Source organism: Mesorhizobium sp. Z1-4 (assembly GCF_004000235.1).
Classification (GTDB): Bacteria; Pseudomonadota; Alphaproteobacteria; order Rhizobiales; family Rhizobiaceae; genus RCIO01.
Genome location: NZ_RCIO01000002.1, coordinates 97,161 through 119,558, shown reverse-complemented (window position 1 = coordinate 119,558; position 22,398 = coordinate 97,161). Strand labels below are relative to the sequence as shown.

At 62.6% G+C, this 22,398-nt stretch carries 23 protein-coding genes; 17 read left to right on the top strand and 6 right to left on the bottom strand.

Going from position 1 to position 22,398, the window contains the following annotated elements; all coding sequences use genetic code 11:
• Position 1 precedes the first annotated feature (1 nt).
• From EP165_RS07585 to EP165_RS07570, 4 genes are read left to right on the top strand one after another with little or no spacing between them, the layout of a single operon-like run.
• Positions 2–1,816 (top strand): ABC-F family ATP-binding cassette domain-containing protein, encoded by a 1,815-nt coding sequence (locus EP165_RS07585; protein ID WP_127521113.1) that lies wholly within the window; start codon positions 2–4, stop codon positions 1,814–1,816.
• Between the two features lie 44 nt (positions 1,817–1,860).
• Positions 1,861–2,097 (top strand): type II toxin-antitoxin system CcdA family antitoxin, encoded by a 237-nt coding sequence (locus EP165_RS07580; RefSeq protein WP_127521111.1) that lies wholly within the window; start codon positions 1,861–1,863, stop codon positions 2,095–2,097.
• A gap of 2 nt (positions 2,098–2,099) precedes the next feature.
• Positions 2,100–2,393 carry a CcdB family protein gene (locus EP165_RS07575; RefSeq protein ID WP_127521109.1) on the top strand — a complete coding sequence of 98 codons (294 nt, stop codon included), beginning with the start codon at positions 2,100–2,102 and terminating at the stop codon, positions 2,391–2,393.
• A gap of 5 nt (positions 2,394–2,398) precedes the next feature.
• On the top strand, positions 2,399–2,872 hold the full coding sequence (locus tag EP165_RS07570; protein WP_127521107.1) for a GNAT family N-acetyltransferase: 474 nt from the start codon (positions 2,399–2,401) through the stop codon (positions 2,870–2,872).
• Here the strand turns inward: EP165_RS07570 and EP165_RS07565 are convergent.
• Together EP165_RS07565 and EP165_RS07560 are read right to left on the bottom strand one after the other, a co-directional pair.
• Positions 2,869–3,234, bottom strand: a complete 366-nt coding sequence (locus EP165_RS07565) for a cell division protein ZapA (RefSeq protein WP_127521105.1) — start codon at positions 3,232–3,234, stop codon at positions 2,869–2,871. The two genes, EP165_RS07570 and EP165_RS07565, sit on opposite strands and share 4 nt — an antisense overlap.
• 21 nt (positions 3,235–3,255) lie before the next feature.
• On the bottom strand, positions 3,256–3,528 hold the full coding sequence (locus EP165_RS07560; protein ID WP_127521103.1) for a DUF4164 domain-containing protein: 273 nt from the start codon (positions 3,526–3,528) through the stop codon (positions 3,256–3,258).
• 273 nt (positions 3,529–3,801) lie between these two features.
• Between EP165_RS07560 and tkt the strand changes: the two genes are divergently transcribed.
• Entirely contained in the window at positions 3,802–5,796 is a 1,995-nt protein-coding gene (tkt, locus tag EP165_RS07555; protein WP_127521101.1) for a transketolase, read from the top strand.
• Between the two features lie 27 nt (positions 5,797–5,823).
• Here the strand turns inward: tkt and EP165_RS07550 are convergent, their stop codons facing one another.
• Positions 5,824–6,609 (bottom strand): polysaccharide lyase family protein, encoded by a 786-nt coding sequence (locus tag EP165_RS07550; RefSeq protein WP_127521099.1) that lies wholly within the window; start codon positions 6,607–6,609, stop codon positions 5,824–5,826.
• Positions 6,610–6,872: 263 nt separating this feature from the next.
• Here EP165_RS07550 and gap point away from each other — a divergent pair, with 263 nt between their 5' ends.
• The 8 genes from gap to EP165_RS07510 all read left to right on the top strand — a co-directional run bounded on the left by gap (position 6,873) and on the right by EP165_RS07510 (position 17,346).
• Positions 6,873–7,883: a type I glyceraldehyde-3-phosphate dehydrogenase gene (gap, locus tag EP165_RS07545; protein WP_127521097.1), complete on the top strand. Its 1,011-nt coding sequence runs from the start codon at positions 6,873–6,875 to the stop codon at positions 7,881–7,883.
• 155 nt (positions 7,884–8,038) lie between these two features.
• Entirely contained in the window at positions 8,039–9,952 is a 1,914-nt protein-coding gene (locus tag EP165_RS07540) for a potassium/proton antiporter (RefSeq protein ID WP_127521095.1), read from the top strand.
• Between the two features lie 59 nt (positions 9,953–10,011).
• On the top strand, positions 10,012–11,205 hold the full coding sequence (locus EP165_RS07535; protein WP_127521093.1) for a phosphoglycerate kinase: 1,194 nt from the start codon (positions 10,012–10,014) through the stop codon (positions 11,203–11,205).
• 52 nt (positions 11,206–11,257) lie between these two features.
• Positions 11,258–12,151 carry a fructose bisphosphate aldolase gene (locus EP165_RS07530; protein WP_127521091.1) on the top strand — a complete coding sequence of 298 codons (894 nt, stop codon included), beginning with the start codon at positions 11,258–11,260 and terminating at the stop codon, positions 12,149–12,151.
• Positions 12,152–12,180: 29 nt separating this feature from the next.
• A complete protein-coding gene (locus EP165_RS07525; protein ID WP_127521089.1) occupies positions 12,181–12,975 on the top strand; it encodes an SGNH/GDSL hydrolase family protein in 795 nt (264 codons plus the stop codon).
• A 227-nt stretch (positions 12,976–13,202) separates the two neighbouring features.
• Positions 13,203–15,110, top strand: coding sequence for a propionyl-CoA synthetase (locus EP165_RS07520; protein ID WP_127521087.1), 1,908 nt, complete (start codon positions 13,203–13,205; stop codon positions 15,108–15,110).
• Between the two features lie 120 nt (positions 15,111–15,230).
• Positions 15,231–16,502, top strand: a complete 1,272-nt coding sequence (locus tag EP165_RS07515; protein WP_127521085.1) for an Hsp70 family protein — start codon at positions 15,231–15,233, stop codon at positions 16,500–16,502.
• A gap of 52 nt (positions 16,503–16,554) precedes the next feature.
• Positions 16,555–17,346, top strand: a complete 792-nt coding sequence (locus tag EP165_RS07510; RefSeq protein ID WP_127521083.1) for an SDR family NAD(P)-dependent oxidoreductase — start codon at positions 16,555–16,557, stop codon at positions 17,344–17,346.
• 9 nt (positions 17,347–17,355) lie between these two features.
• On the opposite strand, the gene EP165_RS07505 is transcribed toward EP165_RS07510, so the two are convergent.
• Positions 17,356–18,705, bottom strand: a complete 1,350-nt coding sequence (locus EP165_RS07505; protein WP_127521081.1) for a hypothetical protein — start codon at positions 18,703–18,705, stop codon at positions 17,356–17,358.
• Positions 18,706–18,871: 166 nt separating this feature from the next.
• Between EP165_RS07505 and EP165_RS20380 the strand changes: the two genes are divergently transcribed.
• From EP165_RS20380 to EP165_RS07495, 3 genes are read left to right on the top strand one after another with little or no spacing between them, the layout of a single operon-like run.
• Positions 18,872–19,036 carry a hypothetical protein gene (locus tag EP165_RS20380; RefSeq protein ID WP_164742981.1) on the top strand — a complete coding sequence of 55 codons (165 nt, stop codon included), beginning with the start codon at positions 18,872–18,874 and terminating at the stop codon, positions 19,034–19,036.
• Positions 19,037–19,086: 50 nt separating this feature from the next.
• Positions 19,087–19,458: a VOC family protein gene (locus tag EP165_RS07500; RefSeq protein WP_127521079.1), complete on the top strand. Its 372-nt coding sequence runs from the start codon at positions 19,087–19,089 to the stop codon at positions 19,456–19,458.
• A 44-nt stretch (positions 19,459–19,502) separates the two neighbouring features.
• On the top strand, positions 19,503–20,195 hold the full coding sequence (locus tag EP165_RS07495) for a helix-turn-helix transcriptional regulator (protein WP_127521077.1): 693 nt from the start codon (positions 19,503–19,505) through the stop codon (positions 20,193–20,195).
• 51 nt (positions 20,196–20,246) lie between these two features.
• Here EP165_RS07495 and EP165_RS07490 read toward each other — a convergent pair whose 3' ends face one another.
• Positions 20,247–20,951 (bottom strand): DUF1013 domain-containing protein, encoded by a 705-nt coding sequence (locus EP165_RS07490; protein WP_127521075.1) that lies wholly within the window; start codon positions 20,949–20,951, stop codon positions 20,247–20,249.
• Between the two features lie 138 nt (positions 20,952–21,089).
• Positions 21,090–22,100 (bottom strand): NAD(P)H-quinone oxidoreductase, encoded by a 1,011-nt coding sequence (locus tag EP165_RS07485; protein ID WP_127521073.1) that lies wholly within the window; start codon positions 22,098–22,100, stop codon positions 21,090–21,092.
• Positions 22,101–22,206: 106 nt separating this feature from the next.
• On the opposite strand from EP165_RS07485, the gene EP165_RS07480 reads away from it, so the two are divergent.
• A complete protein-coding gene (locus EP165_RS07480) occupies positions 22,207–22,398 on the top strand; it encodes a DUF1192 domain-containing protein (protein ID WP_127521071.1) in 192 nt (63 codons plus the stop codon).

Below are 22,398 nucleotides of genomic sequence, written 5' to 3'. Positions count from 1 at the left end.
CATGGCGCCTCCGCTTCTCCAGCTCGACGGCATTGGCCTGTCTTTCGGTGGCGACCCGCTGCTTGAAGACATTTCGCTCAACGTGTCGGCGGGCGAACACATCGCTCTGGTCGGCCGCAACGGTTCCGGCAAGTCGACCTTGCTGAAGATCGCCGCCGGGCTGGTCGAACCGCGCGAGGGCACGCTGTTCCGCCAACCCAATGCGACAGTGCGGTATCTGCCGCAAGCGCCTGACACGGCAGGTTTCGAAACCGTACGCGATTATGTCGTTGCGGGCCTTGGTCCCGCCGACGACCAGAACCGGGCGGACTATCTGCTGGATGGTCTCGGCCTCACAGGCGCGGAAAACCCCGCAACCCTTTCCGGTGGCGAAGGCCGCCGCGCCGCGATAGCACGCGTTCTGGCGCCCGAACCCGACATCCTGCTGCTCGACGAACCAACCAATCACCTCGATCTCGCGACAATCGAATGGCTGGAAGGCGAGCTGGTGCGCTCCCCTTCCGCGATCGTCATGATTTCGCATGATCGGCGTTTTCTCGAACGGGTTTCGAAGACCACCATCTGGCTCGATCGCGGCACGGTCCGCCGGCTGGAAGAAGGCTTCGGCGCCTTCGAAGCCTGGCGGGACAGGCTGCTGGAAGAAGAAGAGCGCGATCAGCACAAACTCGGCCGCCAGATCGTGCGCGAGGAACACTGGCTGCGCTACGGCGTCACTGCGCGCCGCAAGCGCAACATGCGCCGGCTGGGCGAATTGCAGACCATGCGCGAGCGCCACCGCACGCGGCGCGGCCCAGAGGGTACGGCTACGCTGAAAGCCTCTGACGCCGGAGATTCCGGCAAGCTGGTTATCGAGGCGAAGGACATCGCCAAGAGCTATGGCGACAGGCCGATCGTAAGTGACTTTTCGATCCGCGTGGCGCGCGGTGATCGCCTTGGGCTCGTCGGTCCGAACGGCGCCGGCAAGACAACGCTGCTCAAGCTTTTGACCGGCGCGCTGACACCTGACGGCGGCACCATCCGCCACGGCGCGAACCTGGAACTCGCGAGCTTCGACCAGCACCGCGAGATGCCGGACCCGATGGAAACGCTCGCGCATTACCTGACCGAGGGTGCCGGCGACCAGATTTCGGTGGACGGCAAACCGCGCCATGTTGCGTCCTACATGAAGGATTTCTTGTTCAAGCCCGAACAGGCGCGTTCGCCCGTTCGCGAGCTCTCCGGCGGCGAAAAGGCGCGGCTGGCTCTGGCCCGCATTCTGGCACGGCCGTCGAACCTGCTTGTGCTCGACGAGCCGACCAACGACCTCGACATGGAAACGCTCGATCTGCTGCAGGAACTCGTCGCTGGCTATCCTGGCACCGTCATTCTCGTCAGCCACGACCGCGATTTCCTGGACCGGACGGTGACCAGCATACTGGTACCGGAAGGCGACGGCCGCTGGACCGAATATGCCGGCGGCTATTCCGATATGCTGGCGCAGCGTGGCAGCCGCGACATCAAAAGCGCCACAAAGTCCAGTTCTTCGAAGGCAGCAGCGCCTGCGGCACAAAAGGCCGAAAAGCCACACTCGGGCTCTGCAAAACTCTCCTACAAGCAGAAATACGCGCTTGAGAACCTGCCGAAGGAGATCGAGGCGGCAACGGTCGAAATCGACAAGCTGGAAGCCAGGCTCGCCGACCCTGATTTCTACAGCAAGGAACCGAAGGCTTTTGCCGACACGGCTGCGAAACTCGACACGCTGCGCGAGAAGCGCTCCGCTCTGGAGGAAGAGTGGCTGGAGCTGGAACTGCTGCGTGAGGAAATGGAGGGCGGTTGATGCATGCGCATCATGCGCATACATTATGCGCATAGGAGTTCGCCATGCTGACCAGACCGCCCGCCCGCAAATCCGTCAATCTGTCGCTCAACAAGGAGCTGCTCGCCGAGGCGAAAGAGCTGGGCATCAACATGTCCCGCGTCGCCGAGGAAAGCATCGCGCAGGCCGTTTCGGCTGAAAAATCCCGCCGCTGGAAGGAAGAAAACCGCGAAGCGATCGAGGGCTGGAACCGGTATGTCGAGGAAAACGGCCTGCCACTCGCCAAATATCGGATGTTCTGAGCTTGGCGCGCTACGATGTTTTTCTGCTGCAGGGAACGCGCGTGCTCGATGTCCAGACTGACCTCATCGAGCAGCTGCAATCGCGCGCCGTCGTTCCTCTTCTGCCAGTGTCCGAGACGCCACCCTCGATCCGCAGGCTTCATCCCGTATTCGAACTCGATGGCGAGAAGCTTGTGATGGCAACTCAACTGATCGGGGCCGTTCCCAACACGCTGTTCGACGAGCCGATCGGTAACCTCTCTGCACACCACGACGAAATCGTCGCCGCGCTAGATATGCTCTTTCACGAGTTTTGAGTTCGATGGCGCAGGCGATACCCCCAAACATCGCGCTGCGCGCCGCACGCCCCGGCGAGGCCGCCTGCCTCACCGAGCTGTGTCTGCGCTCCAAGGCGCATTGGGGTTATGACAGCACATTTATGGAGGCCTGCCGCGCCGAGCTGACGGTGACGCCTGAAACCGCCGCCGCACCGCTGCTCAGGGTCGCCACCGTTGATGGCGGCCTCGCTGCCATAGCCGAAATCGGCGAGGAAGACAGCGTTTGGCATCTCGATAAACTGTTTGTCGATCCGCGTTTCATGGGGCTCGGCCTTGGCCGCCGGCTCCTCCGTTGGGCGACAGAAGAAGCCGCCGCCCGCGGCGCGACTTCGCTCGAAATCGCGGCCGATCCAGGCGCAGTACCATTCTACGAACACCACGGCGCCCGCAGGATCGGCGACGAGCCCTCAGGCTCGATCCCGGGCCGCACGATTCCTCTTCTGGAACTGCGGCTTTAGTCCGCCTTGCGTTCGAGCTTGCCAGCCAGCGCTTCCATGCGCTCGGCCAGGTGTGACAGCGCTCCGACAAGGGCGGCGTCGTTCTTGTCGGCTTTCACAAGTGCATCGTCACGCGTCTTGCGCAGCGTGGCAATCTCGCTCTCCATGCCGAGAACCCGCTTTTGCAGCTCCGCGAGTTCGTCCATCACCATAATACCGGACATCACGGTGATACGTTGGTCGCCGATCTCCCCGAAACTCTCCTTCAGATGGGCGACATAGCGGTCGAAACGCGATGCGAGATCGATGAGGTGCTCTTCCTGCCCCTCGTCGCAGGCCATCCGGTACTGCTTGCCGTCAATCGTTACTGTGACTTGAGCCATCGCCGCATCTCGTTTGCCGGACTACCTGTCCAGGACCGCCCTGATCGTTTCCATCGCCGTCACCAGCCGGCGGGACACTTCCTTGTTTGCGTCTACGAGACGCTCAGCCCTGGCTTCGGAAGAATCGAGCTCCTGCGCAAGCCGCGCGCGGTCGGCATTCAGCCGCTGAACCTCCGCCTCGGCCTCCTCGGAGTCCTGTTCGCGGCCCACGCGCTCCGTGACCGACTCCTCAAGCGAATCGATCGCCTTCCCCAGGCGGGCGATCACCTCTTTCAGTGTCGGTTCGCTCGACATGGCGACTTTCCGGACAGAGTACGCGTGGAATCATGCCCTGATGGCAGGCCGTTAGACGGAAAAGATTAGGCTTCGTGTGAAGCACGCGTCAACCAATCCCTATTGGCTTTCCCCGCGTTCTTGGTCTGTTTACAGGTTGTGGAACGGCTGCGGCAGGTGCCCGCCCGCTTTGTTGACTCAGGGGCGGCACCTGATATGTGTCGCCTGCTTTTTTCCGGCGGCAAGCGCGCCGCATGTCCATTCCTGGCCTGGGGCCGTCAGCGAGCATAAGAAATGACTTCACGCGAAAAGCATGACCGGATGGCCAATGCCATCCGTTTTCTGTCGATGGACGCCGTCCAGGCAGCGAATTCGGGACACCCCGGCCTGCCGATGGGCGCCGCCGATATCGCCACGGTGCTGTTCACCCAGTTCATGACGCATGACCCGAAGCAGCCGGACTGGGCCGACCGCGACCGTTTCGTCCTGTCCGCCGGCCACGGCTCAATGCTGCTATATTCGCTGCTCTATCTGTCGGGTTACGAAGACATCACGCTGGACGAGATCAAGAACTTCCGCCAGCTCGGCTCCCGCACAGCGGGCCACCCTGAATACGGCCACGCCGCCGGCATCGAAACCACGACCGGGCCGCTGGGCCAGGGCCTGGCAAACGGCGTCGGCATGGCGCTTGCGGAACGTATTCTCAATGCGCGCTTCGGCGACGGTCTCGTCGATCATTATACCTATGTGCTGGCCGGCGACGGTTGCCTGATGGAAGGTATCAGCCAGGAGGCCATCGCGCTCGCCGGCCACCTCAGGCTCAACAAGCTGATCGTGATGTGGGACGACAACCGCATCTCCATCGACGGCCCGGTTTCGCTGTCCGATTCCACCGACCAGGCGAAGCGCTTCGAGGCTTCCGGCTGGAACACGCTGCAGGCCGACGGACACGATCCGGACGCCATCGCCGCCGCGATTGAAAAGGCGCGCCAGTCCGACCGGCCGACCATGATTGCCTTCCGCACCACGATCGGTTTCGGCTCCCCCAGCAAGGCCGGCACCTCCAAGGTGCACGGCTCGCCGCTTGGCGACGAGGAAATCGCCGCAACGCGAAAGGCGTTGAACTGGGATTCGCCGCCCTTTGTTATCCCGTCCGACATTCTGGATGACTGGCGCCTCGCAGGCCTGCGTTCGGCGAAGGAGCGCAAGGCGTGGGAACAGCGCCTCACCGATACGGATGGCGAACTGCGCGCCGAGTTCGAGCGGCGCATGAGCGGCGACCTTCCGACCGAATTCGACAGCGCCATGGCCGACTACAAAAAGAAGCTGGCCGAGGACAAGCCCAATGTCGCGACGCGCAAATCGTCCGAGATGGCGCTTGAAGTCATCAACGGCGTCGTGCCCGAGACGATCGGCGGTTCGGCCGACCTGACCGGCTCCAACAACACCAAGACCAGCCAGACCAAACCGATTGCGCCCGGCGAATATGACGGCCGGTACGTCTATTACGGCATTCGCGAACACGGCATGGCTGCCGCCATCAACGGTATGGCGCTGCATGGCGGCGTCATTCCATACGGCGGCACGTTCCTGGCGTTCTCCGACTACGCGCGCCCGGCAATGCGCCTCGCCTCGCTGATGGGCATCCGCTCCATCTTCGTCATGACGCACGATTCCATCGGCCTTGGCGAAGACGGCCCAACCCACCAGCCGGTCGAACAGGTGGCGGCGCTGCGCGCGATCCCGAACCACCTGGTTTTCCGCCCAGCGGACGCGATGGAAACCGCAGAGTGCTGGCAGATCGCGCTCACAAGCCGCAAGTCGGCTTCGACACTCGCCCTGACCCGCCAGAACCTGCCTGCCGTTCGCCTGGAAGCCAGCGACGACAATCTGTGCGCACTTGGCGCCTACGAGCTTCGCATGGCCTCCGACGATGCCAAGGTGACGATCTTCGCCACCGGCTCGGAGGTCGAGATCGCCGTAAACGCGCAGGCCGAGCTCGAGAAGAATGGCGTCCCGGCACGGGTGGTGTCCGTTCCCTCCTTCGAACTGTTCGAGCAACAGAGCGCCGAATATCAGGCCGCCGTTATCGGCACCGCACCGGTGCGTATCGCGGTCGAGGCAGGTGTCCGGCAGGGCTGGGACCGCTTCATCGGCTCGGACGGCAAGTTTATCGGCATGAGCAGCTACGGAGCGAGCGGACCCTACAAGGAACTCTACGCTCACTTCGGTATCACCGCCGAGGCGGTCGTCAAGGCCGCCATGGCCGGGCTTGACGACGAGGCCTGAGCGTTCGGGCCGTGGCATCTGCCACGGCTATTGCCGCAGCTTACCGTAATAGAGATTGCGGACTTTCAGCCGAAGGCCGTTTTCCGGAAATGTCCGGAACTGGCTCGGCATGCCGTATTTCTTGTGCTCCACGCCAAAACCTCCAAGTTTTGGTCCGATCTGCCATTGCACCGGCTTGCGCAGATCCTGGCGTTTCGGATCGCATTGCAGCTTGACCTGTTCGCCGCACAGCGGCGGAACAGCAGTCTGCTGACCTGAGAGCTCATAGATCACCTGATCGTCGCAGGTTACGCGCAAAAATCCGTCATTGCCCTTCGACCACTTCACCACCATCGAAAACCGGCGCCATTCGCCAAAGCTCTTCGGCCCGAAGCAATTCTTGTCTTCGAACTGGACGCCGCGCATGGAATCGAGATGCAGTTCATAGATGTGGTTCTTGATCGTGTTGATGCGCTGCCACTCAGCAATCAGCAGCGGGCTTCGCGGCTGGCCGTAGGCGACAAAATTCGTGAATGCCGGATCGACCCAGATTTCCATCGAATATTCGTAGGTTCTGCCGAGTTTCTGCTTGTTGCGCGTGTGGATCTGTGATCGAAGATTGCCGTTCTTGCAGTCGCTCTCACCGCGGCCGTCGCCGTAAACCTTCTTCGAACAATCGCCTCTCATGAGAGTGAAGGTGACGGCATCCGCGTCGAATTGCGGGCTGCGGCCCTGAAACCGGGCCTCCTCGAAGCCTGAAGGCGGTTTTCCGGCATGCGCCGCAAGGGGCAGCGCCAGGAGAAAGACCACCACAGACAGTAATCGGTATGCCATGCGAGCATCCTTTCCGTGGGCTTCAGCGGCGGTACATTAGCCACACCGCCCTGCACCCGTCCATCCGTGCCGCCGCAGCATTGATTTGGCTCTAGTTTGAGCGGCATTGCGGCCAAATGCCGTTGCACCAATGCTTTTCCGGCAGTCCCGCTGGATTCTTCCCCGCAGCGCCGTTAAGAGGGCGTGCCTGCCCGTCAGGGCGCGCCCGAATTCTCCAGCGTCCTGGCTGGAATGCCCCAACACGTCCGCGAGGAGATCATCGCATGACCGTTAAAGTCGCCATCAACGGATTTGGCCGCATCGGCCGCAACATTGTCCGCGCCATCTATGAGTCCGGCCGCAAGGATATCGATGTTGTTGCCATCAACGATCTCGGACCGGTCGAGACCAACGCGCACCTGATGCGCTATGACAGCGTTCACGGACGCTTCCCGAAGAGCGTCAAGGTTGACGGCGACACGATCCACATCGAGGGCGGCGACAGCTTCAAGGTTTTGGCCGAACGCGACCCCGCCAAGCTGCCCTGGAAGGAACTCGGCGTCGACATCGCGCTCGAATGCACCGGCATCTTCACCTCGAAAGAAAAAGCCTCCGCGCATCTTGAAGCAGGCGCCAAGCGCGTGCTGGTCTCTGCACCCGCAAGCGGCGCCGACCTGACCGTTGTCTACGGCGTCAACGAGGACAAGCTGACCAAGGAGCACCTTGTCGTATCAAATGCTTCTTGCACCACCAACTGCCTGGCGCCGGTCGCCAAGGTGCTCAATGACGCATTCGGCATCGAAAAGGGCTTCATGACGACGGTCCATGCCTACACTGGCGATCAGCCGACGCTGGACACCATGCACAAGGACCTCTACCGCGCCCGCGCCGCGGCGATGTCGATGATCCCGACCTCGACCGGCGCCGCCAAGGCCGTCGGCCTTGTGCTCCCGGAGCTCAACGGCAAGCTGGACGGTGTGTCGATCCGTGTGCCGACCCCGAACGTGTCGGTGATCGACTTCAAGTTCGTGCCGCGAAAAAAGGTAACGGTGGAAGAGGTCAACAACGCGCTCGTCGCTGCTGCCGACGGCCCATTGAAGGGCATCCTCGCCTACACCAACGAACCTCTGGTTTCGATCGACCTGAACCACAATCCGGCTTCCTCGACCTTTGCGCTCGACCAGACCAAGGTGATCGAAGGCGACCTGGTGCGCGTCATGTCGTGGTACGACAATGAGTGGGGTTTCTCGAACCGCATGGCCGACACCGCGGTGGCGATTGGCAAGCTGATCTGAAGATCGCAGCCCTCGGTTTTATAAAAGCCCGGCCCCGCCGGGCTTTTTTCTTGCCTTTTTCGGCACTTGCCCTTGCGGCATTGCAGCACGCTCCGCCAATATTCCGCCATTGAGGCGCGCAACAGACCGCACGGCGCAATCGGAAAGTTGGCTCAATGCTCGAAGGGATATACCTGGTCACGCTGATCGGCACGCTGCTCGTGCTGGTTGCGGCCTTTTCGAGCCTGCTCGCTTTCCGCTTCGGCGCACCGTTGCTGCTTCTGTTCCTGGGCATCGGACTTTTGGCCGGCGTCGATGGTCTCGGTATCGATTTTCACAATGCCGGCGTTGCCTATTTTGTCTGCTCCCTGGCCCTTGCCGTCATTCTGTTCGATTCCGGCTTCGGTACGGCGGTACAATCGTTCCGTCAGGCAGCCTGGCCGGCGCTGACACTGGCGACTGCCGGCGTCCTCCTGACCAGCCTCTTTTTCGGCCTTGCGGCACGTCTGCTGCTGGGCTTTTCCTGGCTGGAATCGTTTCTGCTCGGCGCGATCGTCGGTTCCACCGACGCCGCTGCCGTGTTCTTCCTGTTGCGCATCGGCGGCATTTCAATCCGCGAGAAGGTGCGCGCCACACTGGAGATCGAATCCGGCTCGAACGACCCGATGGCGATCTTCCTCACCATCGCGCTGGTTGAGGCGATCCTGGCACGCGACGGCGGAACGAACGGCATCGGGTTCCTGCTCGATTTCGTGCTCCAGATGGGTATCGGCCTGATCGCGGGCTATGGCGGCGGCGTCATGATCGTCGGGCTCGTCAACCGGTTGAACATGGAGCGCGGGCTGGTGCCGATCTTTGTGATCGCACTGGCGCTGCTGGTCTTTTCCGTCACCGGCGCGCTGGGCGGCTCGGGCTTCCTGGCGGCATATGTTGCCGGTCTCTACGCCGGCAACCGGCAGATGAAGGCCACCCCCGTACTGCGCCGCTTTCAGGACGGCATGACCTGGCTGGCGCAGATCATCATGTTCCTGGTCCTCGGCCTGCTCGCCACCCCGTCGCAGTTTCCCTCGATTGCCATTCCCGCAATTCTGCTGGCGCTGTTCCTGATCTTCGTTGCACGGCCGGTCGCCGTATGGCTCACGCTTCTGCCGTTCGACTTCCAGCGCTCCGAAAGCGCCTTCGTCGCCTGGGTTGGCCTGCGTGGAGCGGTCTCCATCCTGCTCGCAATCGTGCCGCTGCTGGGCGGCCTCGACAACGGCACGACCATCTTCAATGTCGCCTTCATCATCGTGCTTGTATCGCTTCTCGTGCAGGGTTGGACGATCAACCCGCTTGCCCGCCGGCTGGGCCTTCTGGTGCCGAAACGCATTGGCCCGGTCGAAAAGCTCGAAGTCGAACTGCCCGGTACGGCGAGCCACGAGCTTCTTGTCTATCACGTTGTGCCGGGCAGTCCTGTGGAACAGGGCGAACGTATTCCACGCTGGGCGCGGCCGTCGCTGGTCGTGCGCGACGGCCAGTCCATGCGGTATCAATATGCCGGCCGGCTGCGCGCCGGCGATTATGTCTATCTCTTCATTTCCTCGCGTTACCCGCCACTTCTCGACCGGCTGTTCGCGAGCCCCCTGCCTGTGGAAGTCGACGACGAGGAGTTTTTCGGTGCCTTTGCCATCGATCCCTCGCGGCCGGTGGCCGACTTGCAGTCTGCATATGGGATCGAACTTCGCCCGGGCGAAGACGCGATGACGATTGCCGAGATGATGGCCTCGAGGCTGGGCGGCCAGGCCGAGTATGCCGACCGGGTGGCAGTGGGGCCTGTCGAGCTGATCGTCCGCGACGTGGACGACGCGGGCAAGGTCGAAACCGTCGGCGTATCGCTCGAGCCTGAGGCGCAAAACCCGCAGGTGCCGCTGTTTCTTACAGGCCGCGAAGTGGCGCACAAGCTACGTACATTCATCGCCGCTCGGTTGGCGCGCCGCAAGCCGCGGGAGCCGGGGGATGATGTGGAGCCTTCCGAAATCGCGTCCGACGGGCCTGGGAAAGCGAAACCGGCGGACGCGGATGCCGATTCTGAGGGCCGCGACAAAGCCTGATATTGCACGGCGGGCGGCGGGCTGTATGGTGCGCGCGCGAATCCCGTGAAAGGCAGAGCATGTCCAGCTTCCGTACCCTCGACGACCTCGACCCTGCAGGCAAACGCGTGCTCGTACGCGTCGACCTGAACGTGCCGATGGCCGGGGGCCGGGTTACCGACACCACGCGCATCGAGAGGGTGGCTGGCACGATCCTCGAACTCTCTGAAAAGGGCGCGAAGGTCATCCTGCTTGCCCATTTCGGCCGCCCCAAAGGCAAGGCCGACCCTGCCCAGTCGCTGAAGCCGGTTGCTGCCGCAACGGAGACCGTTCTCGACCGTCGTGTCTTCTTCGCTTCCGATTGCATCGGCGAGCCGGCGCGCAAGGCGGTTTCAGAGATGGTTGGCGGCGATATTCTCCTTCTGGAAAACACCCGCTTCCACGCCGGTGAGGAAAAGAACGAGCCTGACTTCGTGAAGGCGCTCGCTGAAAATGGCGACGTCTATGTCAACGACGCTTTTTCCGCAGCGCACCGTGCCCATGCCTCGACCGAGGGGCTCGCCCATGTCCTGCCGGCCTATGCGGGCCGCACCATGCAGGCGGAGCTGGATGCGCTCGAAAAGGGTCTCGGCGATCCCGAGCGCCCCGTGGTCGCGATCGTCGGTGGCGCCAAAGTGTCGACGAAGATCGATCTTCTCACCAACCTCGTCCATAAGGTGGACGCGCTGGTCATCGGCGGCGGCATGGCCAACACCTTCCTCGCCGCACGCGGCACCGATGTCGGCAAGTCGCTTTGCGAACATGACCTCGCCCAGACGGCGAAGACCATCATGACCGAAGCCGCAGGTGCCGGCTGTGTCATCGTGTTGCCGAGCGATGCCGTTGTGGCAGGGAAATTCGAGGCAGGCGCGGAAAGCGAAACCGTGCCGGTGACGGAAGTACCTGCCGACGCCATGATCCTCGACGCCGGACCGGAGACCGTGAAGGCGGTTACCGGCTGGCTGGAAAAGGCAAAGACGCTGGTCTGGAACGGCCCGCTCGGCGCATTCGAGATAGCCCCTTTCGATCGCGCGACAGTGGATGCGGCCAAATTTGCTGCGGCCCGTACACGCGAAGGCCTGCTGGTTTCGGTTGCCGGCGGCGGCGACACGGTGGCGGCACTCAACCACGCCGGCGTCGCGGACGACTTCACTTATGTTTCAACCGCCGGCGGCGCATTCCTTGAATGGATGGAAGGCAAAGACTTGCCCGGCGTCGAGGCTCTAAAGCCCTGACCGCACCCGTTCGCGACAACTTTCAGAACCATATCGACATCGGGAGAACGAGATGACGAACACGCAAATGGCGGCGCAGGCCGCGAACAAGGATGGCTTCATCGCGGCCCTCGACCAGTCGGGCGGATCGACCCCGAAGGCGCTCAAGCTCTATGGCGTCTCCGAAGATGCATGGTCGAATGACGATGAGATGTTCGATCTCATCCACCAGATGCGTGCGCGCATTATCAAGTCGCCTGCCTTCACCGGCGACAAGGTGATGGGCGCGATCCTGTTCGAGCAGACCATGGACCGCGAGGTGGATGGCGTGGCGACCGCGCAGTATCTGTGGGAAAATCGCGGTGTGGTGCCGTTCCTGAAAGTCGACAAGGGCCTCGCCGACGAGACGGACGGCGTGAAGTTGATGAAGCCGATGCCGGGTCTCGACGCGCTGCTGGAACGTGCGGTCGCCAAGGGCGTGTTCGGCACCAAGATGCGCTCCGTCATCGACGCCGCCAACCCGAAGGGCATAGCAGCAGTCGTGGCCCAGCAATTTGAAATCGGCAACCAGATCCTGTCGCATGGGCTGGTGCCGATCATCGAACCGGAAGTGACGATCTCGATTTCCGACAAGGCCGAGGCCGAGGACATGCTGCTCGCCGAAATCACCAGGCAGCTCGACACGGTGCCGGCCGGCAAGCAGATCATGCTGAAGCTCACCCTGCCGAACAAGCCGAACCTCTACAAGCCGCTGACAGACGATCCGCGCGTCATGCGCGTCGTGGCGCTGTCGGGCGGTTACTCGCGCGAGGATGCCAACGCCAAGCTGGCGCAGAACACCGGCATGATCGCGAGCTTCTCGCGCGCGCTGACCGAAGGCCTGTCAGCGGGCCAGAGCGACGCCGAATTCAACGAAGCGCTTGCTTCAACGATCGACGGCATCTTCGAGGCCTCGCGCGCGGGCTAGTGTGCCGAGCGGACAGGAGAGTAGCGGAAATGATCTTCAAATCCCTCCTCTCCTGGCTCGCTTTACCTGCTTATGTCTGGCAGGGCGTCGGCGTGCGGCTGCGCACCGAGCGATTGCTGCCGGCCGAAGGTCCGGTCATTCACCACATACCCGGCAAAGGCGAGCCGGTAAGGCTGCTGGTGGTCGGCGATTCCTCCGCCGCCTCGGTCGGCATCGGCAAGACGGAACGCGGGCTTGCCGCGCTTCTGGCCGCCCGGATTGCCGCTGAAACCGGCTGCCCGGTCGACTGGCGCGCCGCCGGTTTCAATTCGGCGACCGCCGGCCAGCTGCGCGACCATGTTCTGCCCAATCTCGCGCATGACGGCTGGAACCTGATCGTGCTTTCGGTCGGCACCAACGACGCCAAGAACTTTCACACCGTGTCACGTTTCAAGCGCGAATTCGGCGGTTTGCTCTATGCGCTGCGCGCCAAATGGCCCGAGGCGCAGATCGTCTGGTCGCCCGTGGTGGAAATGGAGAAGGTTCCGGCTTTACCGCCTCTGCTTGGCCGCATACTCGGTATCCGGGCCGACCTCATCAACGGCATGGGGACGCGTCTTTGCCAGGAGCGCGGCGCATTGGCTGCCTCGCGCCTGCCAATCTTTGACGCATCCGGATTTTCGAGCGACGGCTTTCATGCTTCGGAGGCCGGTTATGCGGCCTGGGCCGACCATATCTGGACGTTGGTATCCGGGCTTCTGCCTAGCCGGGCCGCACCGCAACGGTCAGCATCATCGCGGCTAGCGCAACAACGGCGATCTTCCAGAAGTCGGCGCGCTTCCTGAGACCCGGCAGTCCGAGCGGCCGGATGATGTGCACCACCATCAGGCCCAGAAGCAGCAGTGAGATGATCTTTGCCATGGCGGCCGAATCTCCGGGTTCGGACCGATACCTAGCGGCTTCTGCCGGCAGGCGAAACCTTGACCCCGGTCAATGCGCCGCGTCAGACCTTCGGTTGATAGACAATGTTCGATGCCCGCCATAAGTCAGTGATGGCAATGGGAGGAAGGTGATGCCAACGCGCTATTCGCAAGTCTATGCCGCCTGGAAAGCCGATCCGGAAGCATTCTGGGCGGAAGCCGCGAGGGAGATCGACTGGTCGAAGCCCTGGGACAAGGTGTTCGATCCCGACCAGGGCGTCTACGGCCGCTGGTTCGCGGGCGCGCAATGCAACACCTGTTACAACGCCGTAGACCGACATGTCGAAACCGGCCGCGCCGACCAGCTGGCTCTCATCCATGACAGCCCGATCACCGGCACGCAGCGCAAATTCACCTATGCCGAGCTGAAGCGCGAAGTCGAAGCTCTCGCTGCCGTTTTGCAGGACAATGGCGTCAAAAAGGGCGACCGCGTCCTGATCTACATGCCGATGGTCGCCGAAGCTGCCTTCGCCATGCTCGCCTGCGCGCGCATCGGCGCGATCCATTCCGTCGTATTCGGCGGCTTCGCCGCGCGCGAACTCGCTACCCGCATCGACGACGCAAAGCCGGTCACGATCATCTCCGCCTCATGCGGGATAGAACCTGGCCGGGTGGTCGCTTACAAACCGCTGCTCGACGGCGCGATCGATCTGGCGAAGTCGAAGCCTTCGAAATGCGTCATTCTCCAGCGGCCGGAGCTCGAATGCGAGCTGACGCCTGGCCGCGATGTCGATTACGCAGAGGCGGTTTCGGTCGCCAAGGCGGCCGGCAGGCAAGTGCCCTGCGTTCCGGTCGCGGCCACCGACCCGCTATACGTGCTCTATACATCCGGCACCACCGGCCAGCCCAAGGGCGTGGTGCGCGACAATGGCGGCCACATGGTCGCGCTCAAATGGTCGATGAAAAACCAGTATGGCGTCGACCCCGGAGAAGTGTTCTGGGCGGCCTCCGATGTCGGCTGGGTCGTCGGCCATTCCTACATCGTCTATGCGCCGCTGCTGCATGGCTGCACGACGATCCTGTTCGAGGGCAAACCGGTCGGCACGCCTGACGCCGGCACATTCTGGCGCGTGATCGAGGAGCACAAGGTTGCCGCGCTCTTTACGGCACCGACCGCCTTCCGCGCCATCAAGGGACAGGACCCGAAGGGCGAGTTCGTTCGCAGATACGATCTGTCTAACTTCCGCACGCTGTTCCTGGCCGGCGAGCGCGCCGACCCAGAGACGATCAAATGGGCGGAAAACCAGCTCAAGGTGCCTGTCATCGACCACTGGTGGCAGACCGAGACTGGCTCGCCGATTTCCAACAACCCCATCGGGCTCGGCATGCTGCCGGTCAAATACGGCTCACCCGCTGTTTCGATGCCGGGTTACGACGTTCAGGTGGTGTCGGACGAGGGGCACCCGGTCGACACCGGCACGCTCGGTAATGTGGTCGTGAAACTGCCGCTGCCGCCTGGCTGCCTGCCGACACTGTGGAACGCCGACCAGCGTTTCCGCGATGCCTATCTCGTGGAGTTCCCCGGCTATTATAAAACCGCGGACGCGGGCTATATCGACGAGGACGGCTACCTCTTCATCATGGCGCGTACCGACGACATCATCAATGTCGCCGGCCACCGGCTCTCGACCGGCGGCATGGAAGAGGTGATCGCCGAACACCCGGACGTTGCCGAATGCGCCGTCATCGGCATGGCCGATGCGCTGAAGGGGCAAATACCCTGCGGTTTCGTGGTGCTGAATGCAGGCGTCAGCCGCGACGCCGCCGAGATCGAAAAGGAAGTCGTGGCGCTGGTGCGCGAGCGTATCGGCCCGGTTGCGGCTTACAAGCTCACGGTCGCGGTAAAGCGGCTGCCCAAGACGCGCTCCGGCAAGATCCTGCGCGGCACCATGCAGAAGATCGCCGATGGCGAGGAATGGTCGATGCCGGCGACGATCGACGACCCGGCAATCCTCGACGAGATCGGCGCGGCACTGAAGGAAAAGGGCATCGGCGCCTAGAAACGCCGCCGGCAGGGTTTCCTCCCAAGCCGCATTGCTGTAGACGGGCCTCCCTCTTCCATGAAGTCCACCCAGCGGGGTGCTTTTCGGCGCCCGGCGCAGCATTGCGAGCAACCGGCAATGTCAGCTCTTTTTTGTGGTGTCGATTTCGGCACCACCAATTCCACCGTCGGTGTTTGCGACGCCGGCGGAGCACCCGCTCTTGTGCCACTGGAACGCGGGGAAGGCACGATACCCTCTGCCCTGTTCTTTAGCCTCGACGGCGGCGGCGTGTCATTCGGGCGAGACGCAGTGTCCCGCTACATGAACAGCGCCGAAGGCCGTTTCATGCGTGCTCTCAAATCGATCCTGGGCACCGGCTTGATGGAAGAGACAACACTGGTTGGGCGCGACCGGCTGACTTTCCAGCGCATCATCGGCCGCTTTCTCGGCCACCTGCGCCAGCGTATCGAAGCCGCTCACGGTGAGGTGCCCCAGAAGGTCGTATTCGGGCGCCCCGTACGTTTCGTCGATGACGATAACGCAGCAGACCGGCGCGCGCAGGAACAGTTGGAAGCCGCGGCGCATGCTGAAGGTTTCGGCCATGTGGAGTTCCAGTTCGAACCCGTGGCCGCTGCCCTTCATGTCGAACACATGCTCTCCGACGAAACCCTTGCGCTTGTGGTCGACATCGGCGGCGGCACGTCGGATTTTTCCGTTCTGCGGCTCTCGCCCCGGCGCGCCCGCAATGTGGATCGCGCAGGCGATATTCTGGGCACGTCAGGGGTTCACGTCGGCGGCACGGACTTCGACCGCCAGCTCAGCATCGCGCATGTGATGCCGCATTTCGGGCTTGGCACCCGCACGCTCGACGGCAAGCGCCACCTGCCGGTCTGGTACTTCAACGACATGGCGACATGGCACAGGATCAACCGGCTTTATACCGGTGCGACGATGCGCGACATCCGTTCCTTGATACGTGAAGCGGCGGAACCGGCCAAGCTGGAGAGGTACCGGCATTTGCTGGAAAATCGGTCCGGCCATCGCATGGCGGCACATGTCGAGGCCGCCAAAATCGAGTTGACCACGGAACCGGAAGCACAGATCCGCTTTTCCGAGCCGGGGTTGGACTTCATTCATCCGGTCATGCGAACCGAGTTCGAAGCGACGGCGCGCGAACTGGTTCAGCGTATCGACCGCGCGATCGGCGACGTGCTGCACCTCGCCGGCGTGGAGGCCCGCGACATCGAAACCGTGATCCTCACCGGCGGCGGCGCGCAGGTTCCAATCGTCCGGGCGGTCGCAACTGCACGGTTTCCGCATGCACACACCCCGGAGTCGGACCAGTTCGGCTCGGTCGGAATGGGGCTGGCGCTGGACGCCCGACGCCGCTTCGGGGGCTCCCGCTGTTGACCGGTCGCCGCCCGCAGGCCTATGCCAGCTGTTCCGAAAACGGGAGTTCCTGATGGCACTGGACGGCAAAATCGCGATCGTAACCGGTGGAGCCGGCGGCATTGGCTTCGCAATCGCGGAACGGTTCCTGCGCGACGGTGCCAAGGTGGTATTTGCCGACGTCAACAGCGACAAGGGCGCCAACGCCCTCGCAAATCTGGAGCAACTCGGCGAATGCCGGTTCATCAAGGCAGATGTTGGCCGCCGGCTCGACGTGCACAACCTGGTGGCCGCGACCATCGATACGTTCGGCGACATCGATGTTCTGGTGAACAATGCCGGTATTGTCCACCGGGCCGAATTCCTTGACCTGACGGAAGAGGATTTCGACCGCGTGCTGCGCGTCAATCTGAAAGGCAGTTTCCTCACCGGACAGGCTGTCGCGAAATTCATGGTCGAGAAGGTCGAGAAAGGCGGCACGGCGGGCAGCATCATCAATATGTCGTCGGTCAATGCGACCTTGGCGATTCCCGACCAGGTGCCCTATTCGATTTCCAAGGGCGGTGTCGGCCAGCTAACGCGGGTCATGGCGCTGTCCCTTGCCCAACATGGGATACGGGTCAACGCCATCGGTCCAGGCTCGATCATGACCGACATGCTTGCCAGTGTGAACGACGATCCGGCATCGCGAACGAGGCTGCTGTCGCGCACCCCGCTCGGCCGCGTCGGCGAGCCTTCGGAGATCGCGTCGATTGCCGCCTTCCTAGCCTCCGACCAGGCCAGCTATATCACCGGCCAGACGATCTACGCCGACGGCGGCCGGCTGCCCCTTAACTACACGGTCGCGGTCAAGCCCGAGAAATAGCAGCCTCCGTCACTGGCAAGAGGTTTGTTCGAAGCGCCCCTCTGTGAAGGTGACGGTGGAGAAGCCAGCGCTGCTTGGGCACGGTATCATCAGGCGGTCGCCATCGATGCGCGGTTCCGCCGAAAGAAATCCGCCTTCAACATGCCGGCCCTCATGGGACACAAATAGCGTGATCTGGCAGGCGTTGACCGCGCAGTATTGCATTTTTTCGCGGCACTGCATTTGAGCAGTGTCGAGCAGATAGTCATCCTCGCCGTCGCCGTTGAAGTCGAAGCGCGAAATCGCACCGTCAAACGAAACCGCACTCCCCCCGGCCGCGCAAACCTCGCGGATGCCGTTCATCAGGGTCACCATGTTTTTCGGATAGCCGGACTGCTCAGGAGCAGCGGCCGAATAGGTCGCCACCACCTCCGGGCGTGCGTCACAGAACTTCCTGAGCAGCCGGTCGCCTTGCCGCCAGATGCCGGCATCGCTGCCGTCGGGGCACGGCAAGAGAAACCCCTCGGAAGAAAAGCCGCGATATCCCTGCAGAATGTAGTCGAACCGCTTCCACTGGCCCTGCGCCGAAATAACCGCCGTATAGGGGCAATGCGAGGCGCCGCAGATCATTTGCCGCCGCGCCGGGCAGAATGCCTGATGGTCGAGCAGGAAGTCATAGATGCCATCGCTGTCAATGTCTTCTGCCACAAAGCCGCTGTCATCGGGATCAACCCGTTCGGAGCCGCATTCAGCGTCAATCTCGTTGAGAGCGGCAACCAGCGGCGCCGGCATGTCGGCACGGCTGAGAGCAAGGCTTTCAGCCTCCGGATTTACCAGAAGCGACGCGTTCAGACCCTGGCCGTCGTCCGCCGGAGAAGCCGGCATTGTGCTTTTCTGGACCGGGCGGCACTGTTTCAGGATGGAATCGATCGCACGTGTCGACCCTTGCAAAGAAAGCCTTCCGCCCGAGACATTCCCAATCAGGACGTAGATGCTCGAACCCGCCTTCAGTTGATCTACGAATAGGCTGTCGCGCGCCCATTCGAATTGCGCTGCGAATTCCCATTCCCCAAGTTCTTGCCGCCGCTTTTCGGACATCGGCAAATTGTGATGTCGCGATCCGTCGAGCACCACCGACACCTTGACGTCACCTGTCGCCGAATCCCCGCCCGTCTGGAACGTGAACCACTCCGGGATCCGGTCAGCGGATGCACAGCGAAGACCGAAACACAGATGGTGGTTGCCGGTGCCTTCGCAGACTGCCACGCCCTCGCCAAGAGACGGGAAGGGTATCGCACCCCAGTCGCGCGCATAGCCGCGCCCGACCGACACGAATGCGAACAACAGAAGTACGACTAGGATACGTCTCGACACCGGCATAATGAAACCTCGCTTTTTCGCGGACCATAGGAAGACCCACGCCGCGGCGCCACTGCAAAGCGACAAACCCCGGCACTCTTCCGGCAGCGGCATCTGATCCTGACAGAAGGTTGTCAGTAGGCATGTGCGATTGTGGCATCGTCGAAAGCACGAAGGGAACCACGCAATGTCCGGCAGCGGCTCAGCACTTGCAGTCTTGTTCGACGGTGTACGCACCTACCGCGAAAGCCTGCGACGCAAGCGCGCGGAGCGTGTTCTCATTGGGCTTCCGGCGCGCCTGCGCAAAGACATAGGCTGGCCCGATAGCGAGCGTTTTTCGGGTACGGACTAGTCTTGGCGCGTATCCTCCCCTGACATTTCTTCTGAAAGAAAGGTACGATCATGGCAGGTTTCATCCCACAAAACGCGGTCGTGTGGGCCGAACTTCCGGTCTCCGACATGGCACGTGCAAAAGCGTTCTATTCAGCGGTCGTCGGCAATGAGCTCAAAGACCAGGAAGGCGGCCCCAATCCGATGTCGATATTCGTGGCCAAGGAGTCGGAGTCGATCGGCGGAAACATTTATCCGGGCAATCCCGCGCCTCGGGGCACCGGGCCGACCGTGCACCTGGCCGTCGATTCCGTTGATGCCGCGATGGAGCGGGTCAGGGCCAATGGCGGCGAGGTCGTGAGCCCGGTGATCGAGTTGCCCGCTGGCCGCTTCGCCTATTGCCTCGATCCCGACGGCAACAGCATCGGCGTGTTTTCGGCTTAGCTCTATGAGATCAGGTTTGAACCCAATTCGGCAGGCGGCGCGTCATGAGGCGCGCTGACCGGCTGTTCCAGATCGTTCAGCAACTGCGCGGCGGCCGTCTGGTCACGGCGCGCATGCTGGGCGAACGCCTCGAGGTGTCGGAGCGCACCATCTACCGCGATATTGCCGACCTGCAGTCGTCCGGAGTGCCGATCGATGGCGAGGCTGGCGTCGGTTATCTGCTGCGCGAGGGGTTCGACCTGCCGCCGCTGATGTTTACGCGGGATGAGATAGTCGCGCTCGTTGCCGGGGCCCGTATGGTGCGCGCATTTGGCGGCGCCGCGATGGCGCGCGCTGCCGAGGAGGCGCTGATCAAGATCAGTGCCGTGCTGCCCGACGCCGAGAAGGCTCGCGTCGCGCGCACGGAAATCCACATGCCGGACTGGGTGATCAGTGAGGACGCCCGAAAGGCGCTCGATCGCCTTGAACGGGCGATCGACACTCGAAACGTTCTCAACTTCGCCTATTCCGACGAGGCTGGCCGCAGCACGGAGCGCGATGTTCGGCCACTCGGACTGTGGTTCTGGGGCAAGGTCTGGACGCTGGTCGCATGGTGCGAAATGCGCGAGGATTTCCGCGCATTTCGTATCGACAGAATCGTCGAGATCCGCGACGCCGGGCGCAAGTTCAAGCCCGAGCGAGGCAAGCAGCTGGCGGACTTTTACCGCGATTTCGAAACCCACGGACTGCGGCGCTAGCAGCGCTGCGGCTCAGCTCCGCCTGGCTGCCGCTCGCCGGAAGCAGAAGCGTCAGCCCTTGTCTTCGCCGTCAGCTTCATCGGTCGACTTCAGCGACGACAGCTTTGCAAACACCTTGCTTGCGTCGAGCTCTTCCTCTTCCGGCTCCGACGAAGCGGCGGCATCGGGGTTGAGCGTCTCGGTTTCGGACGCAGGCAGCAGGGTGTCGCCCGACGGCACCGCCGTGTGATCGCGGCCGCGGTCGGCCTTCTGCACTTCCATATCGAGGTCGATCTGCGTGCACAGGCCTAGCGTCACCGGGTCCATCGGCACCAGGTTGGAAGAGTTCCAGTGCGTACGGTTGCGGATCTGCTCGATGGTCGCCTTGGTCGTTCCGACCAGCCGCGAAACCTGCGCATCCTTGAGTTCAGGATGATTGCGCACCAGCCAAAGGATCGCATTGGGGCGGTCCTGGCGCTTGGATACCGGCGTGTAGCGCGGCGCCTTGCGCTTGGATTCGGGCACCCGCACCTTCGGCTCCGAAAGCTTGAGACGGTAGTCGGGATCGGCTTCGCCTTTTTCGATTTCGTCGCGGCTGAGCTGGCCGGTCATGATCGGGTCCATACCCTTGATGCCCTGCGCGGAATCGCCATCGGCGATGGCGCCCACCTCAAGCGGATGCAGCTTGCAGAACTGTGCGATCTGCTCGAACGAAAGCGCCGTATTGTCGACCAGCCATACAGCGGTCGCCTTGGGCATCAGCAGCGTATTGGCCATATATGCGAATCCTCTTCTTCGCCCGCGTCCCTGGCGCGGGCGGTGGTTCATGCCACCAAATCTGTGGGAATGGGCGGCTATATAGCGGTCTTGCGGGGCTGGAGCAAGAATTCTTGCACGCCGCCGCCCAATTTCCGCCTAGCCCACGTCGAGAACGATCTTGCCGATGTGGTCGCTGGTTTCCATGCGCTCATGCGCGCGCCAGGCTTCCTTGAGCGGGAAGATCATGTCCATCACCGGCGCCACTTTCCGTTCTTCCAGAAGCGGCCACACCTTGTCGCGCAGCGCCGCAGCGATTTCGCCCTTGAATTCGACCGTGCGGGGCCGAAGCGTGGAGCCGGTGTGGGTAAGCCGTTTTACCATGAGCATGGAAAAATTTGCCTCGGCTTCAGCTCCGCCAAGCGAAGCGATCTGCACGATGCGCCCATCGACGGCCGCAGCACGGTAATTGCGGGCCACGTAACTTCCGCCGACCATGTCGAGGATGACGTTGGCACCCGCGCCGCCGGTCGCTTCCTTCACAACCTCGACGAAGTCTTCCTCGCGGTAGTTAATCGCCCTTGTGGCTCCGAGATCTAGACAGGCCTGGCATTTGCCGGCACTGCCAGCCGTTGCGATGACCTTCGAGCCGAAAGCACTGGCAAGCTGGATTGCGGTCGTGCCGATGCCGGAGCTTCCGCCGTGGACCAGCAGTGTCTCGCCGGGCTTCAGCGCCCCGCGTTCGAACACATTGTGCCATACCGTGAAGTAGGTTTCCGGCACCGCTGCGGCTTCCGTGAGCGCAAATCCGCGCGGCACCGGCAGCGCATTGCTTTCATGTGTCAGACAGAATTCGGCATAGGCACCGCCGGGCGTGAGCGCGGTCACCAGATCCCCCGGGAGCCATCGCGTCACGCCATCGCCGACAGCCGCGACTTCCCCGGCCGCCTCGAGGCCCGGCAGGTCGGAAGCCCCCGGCGGCGGCGGATAGGCGCCCATGCGCTGCGCAACATCAGGCCGGTTGACGCCCGCCGCCTTCACCCTGATGAGGATTTCGCCGGCACCCGGCGCGGGAACGTCGCGCTTTTCCGGCTTCAGCACCATCGGACCGCCTGGCTCGCTGATCGCGATCGCCATCATCTTTTCCGGCAGTTTCTGCGACGCTGGCATTTGCGCTCCTTCTGATTCGAGACCTGCATTGCATCAAGCCGCCTCGACTATGTACCCTTGCAGGCAACGCAGGCAAACGGTGCCGCGACGAACGCAGGAGACAGCCATGGCCTTTATCGACGAGGAACCGCTGAAACGAGCCAGGGCGCATGAAATCGGTCAGGATCTGTCACTTCTGTCAGTCGACGAACTTCACGCCCGTATCGAGGTCCTGAAGCAGGAAATTGCGCGCCTTGAGCAGGAGCTTTCGCAAAAGGGCGCAACCAAGGCGGCAGCCGACGCCCTGTTCCGCAGCTAA

What these genes read in the sequence shown, in the direction of transcription:
- EP165_RS07490 (WP_127521075.1), bottom strand. Translation starts at nt 20,951, where the DNA reads ATGGCCAATACGCTGCTGATGCCCAAGGCGACCGCTGTATGGCTGGTC.
- EP165_RS07505 (WP_127521081.1), bottom strand. Translation starts at nt 18,705, where the DNA reads ATGCCGGTGTCGAGACGTATCCTAGTCGTACTTCTGTTGTTCGCATTC.
- EP165_RS07520 (WP_127521087.1), top strand. Translation starts at nt 13,203, where the DNA reads ATGCCAACGCGCTATTCGCAAGTCTATGCCGCCTGGAAAGCCGATCCG.
- EP165_RS07550 (WP_127521099.1), bottom strand. Translation starts at nt 6,609, where the DNA reads ATGGCATACCGATTACTGTCTGTGGTGGTCTTTCTCCTGGCGCTGCCC.
- gap (WP_127521097.1), top strand. Translation starts at nt 6,873, where the DNA reads ATGACCGTTAAAGTCGCCATCAACGGATTTGGCCGCATCGGCCGCAAC.
- EP165_RS07540 (WP_127521095.1), top strand. Translation starts at nt 8,039, where the DNA reads ATGCTCGAAGGGATATACCTGGTCACGCTGATCGGCACGCTGCTCGTG.
- EP165_RS07585 (WP_127521113.1), top strand. Translation starts at nt 2, where the DNA reads ATGGCGCCTCCGCTTCTCCAGCTCGACGGCATTGGCCTGTCTTTCGGT.
- EP165_RS07510 (WP_127521083.1), top strand. Translation starts at nt 16,555, where the DNA reads ATGGCACTGGACGGCAAAATCGCGATCGTAACCGGTGGAGCCGGCGGC.
- EP165_RS07515 (WP_127521085.1), top strand. Translation starts at nt 15,231, where the DNA reads ATGTCAGCTCTTTTTTGTGGTGTCGATTTCGGCACCACCAATTCCACC.
- EP165_RS07580 (WP_127521111.1), top strand. Translation starts at nt 1,861, where the DNA reads ATGCTGACCAGACCGCCCGCCCGCAAATCCGTCAATCTGTCGCTCAAC.
- EP165_RS07495 (WP_127521077.1), top strand. Translation starts at nt 19,503, where the DNA reads ATGAGGCGCGCTGACCGGCTGTTCCAGATCGTTCAGCAACTGCGCGGC.
- EP165_RS07570 (WP_127521107.1), top strand. Translation starts at nt 2,399, where the DNA reads ATGGCGCAGGCGATACCCCCAAACATCGCGCTGCGCGCCGCACGCCCC.
- EP165_RS20380 (WP_164742981.1), top strand. Translation starts at nt 18,872, where the DNA reads ATGTCCGGCAGCGGCTCAGCACTTGCAGTCTTGTTCGACGGTGTACGC.
- EP165_RS07560 (WP_127521103.1), bottom strand. Translation starts at nt 3,528, where the DNA reads ATGTCGAGCGAACCGACACTGAAAGAGGTGATCGCCCGCCTGGGGAAG.
- EP165_RS07485 (WP_127521073.1), bottom strand. Translation starts at nt 22,100, where the DNA reads ATGCCAGCGTCGCAGAAACTGCCGGAAAAGATGATGGCGATCGCGATC.
- EP165_RS07530 (WP_127521091.1), top strand. Translation starts at nt 11,258, where the DNA reads ATGACGAACACGCAAATGGCGGCGCAGGCCGCGAACAAGGATGGCTTC.
- EP165_RS07535 (WP_127521093.1), top strand. Translation starts at nt 10,012, where the DNA reads ATGTCCAGCTTCCGTACCCTCGACGACCTCGACCCTGCAGGCAAACGC.
- EP165_RS07480 (WP_127521071.1), top strand. Translation starts at nt 22,207, where the DNA reads ATGGCCTTTATCGACGAGGAACCGCTGAAACGAGCCAGGGCGCATGAA.
- tkt (WP_127521101.1), top strand. Translation starts at nt 3,802, where the DNA reads ATGACTTCACGCGAAAAGCATGACCGGATGGCCAATGCCATCCGTTTT.
- EP165_RS07525 (WP_127521089.1), top strand. Translation starts at nt 12,181, where the DNA reads ATGATCTTCAAATCCCTCCTCTCCTGGCTCGCTTTACCTGCTTATGTC.
- EP165_RS07565 (WP_127521105.1), bottom strand. Translation starts at nt 3,234, where the DNA reads ATGGCTCAAGTCACAGTAACGATTGACGGCAAGCAGTACCGGATGGCC.
- EP165_RS07500 (WP_127521079.1), top strand. Translation starts at nt 19,087, where the DNA reads ATGGCAGGTTTCATCCCACAAAACGCGGTCGTGTGGGCCGAACTTCCG.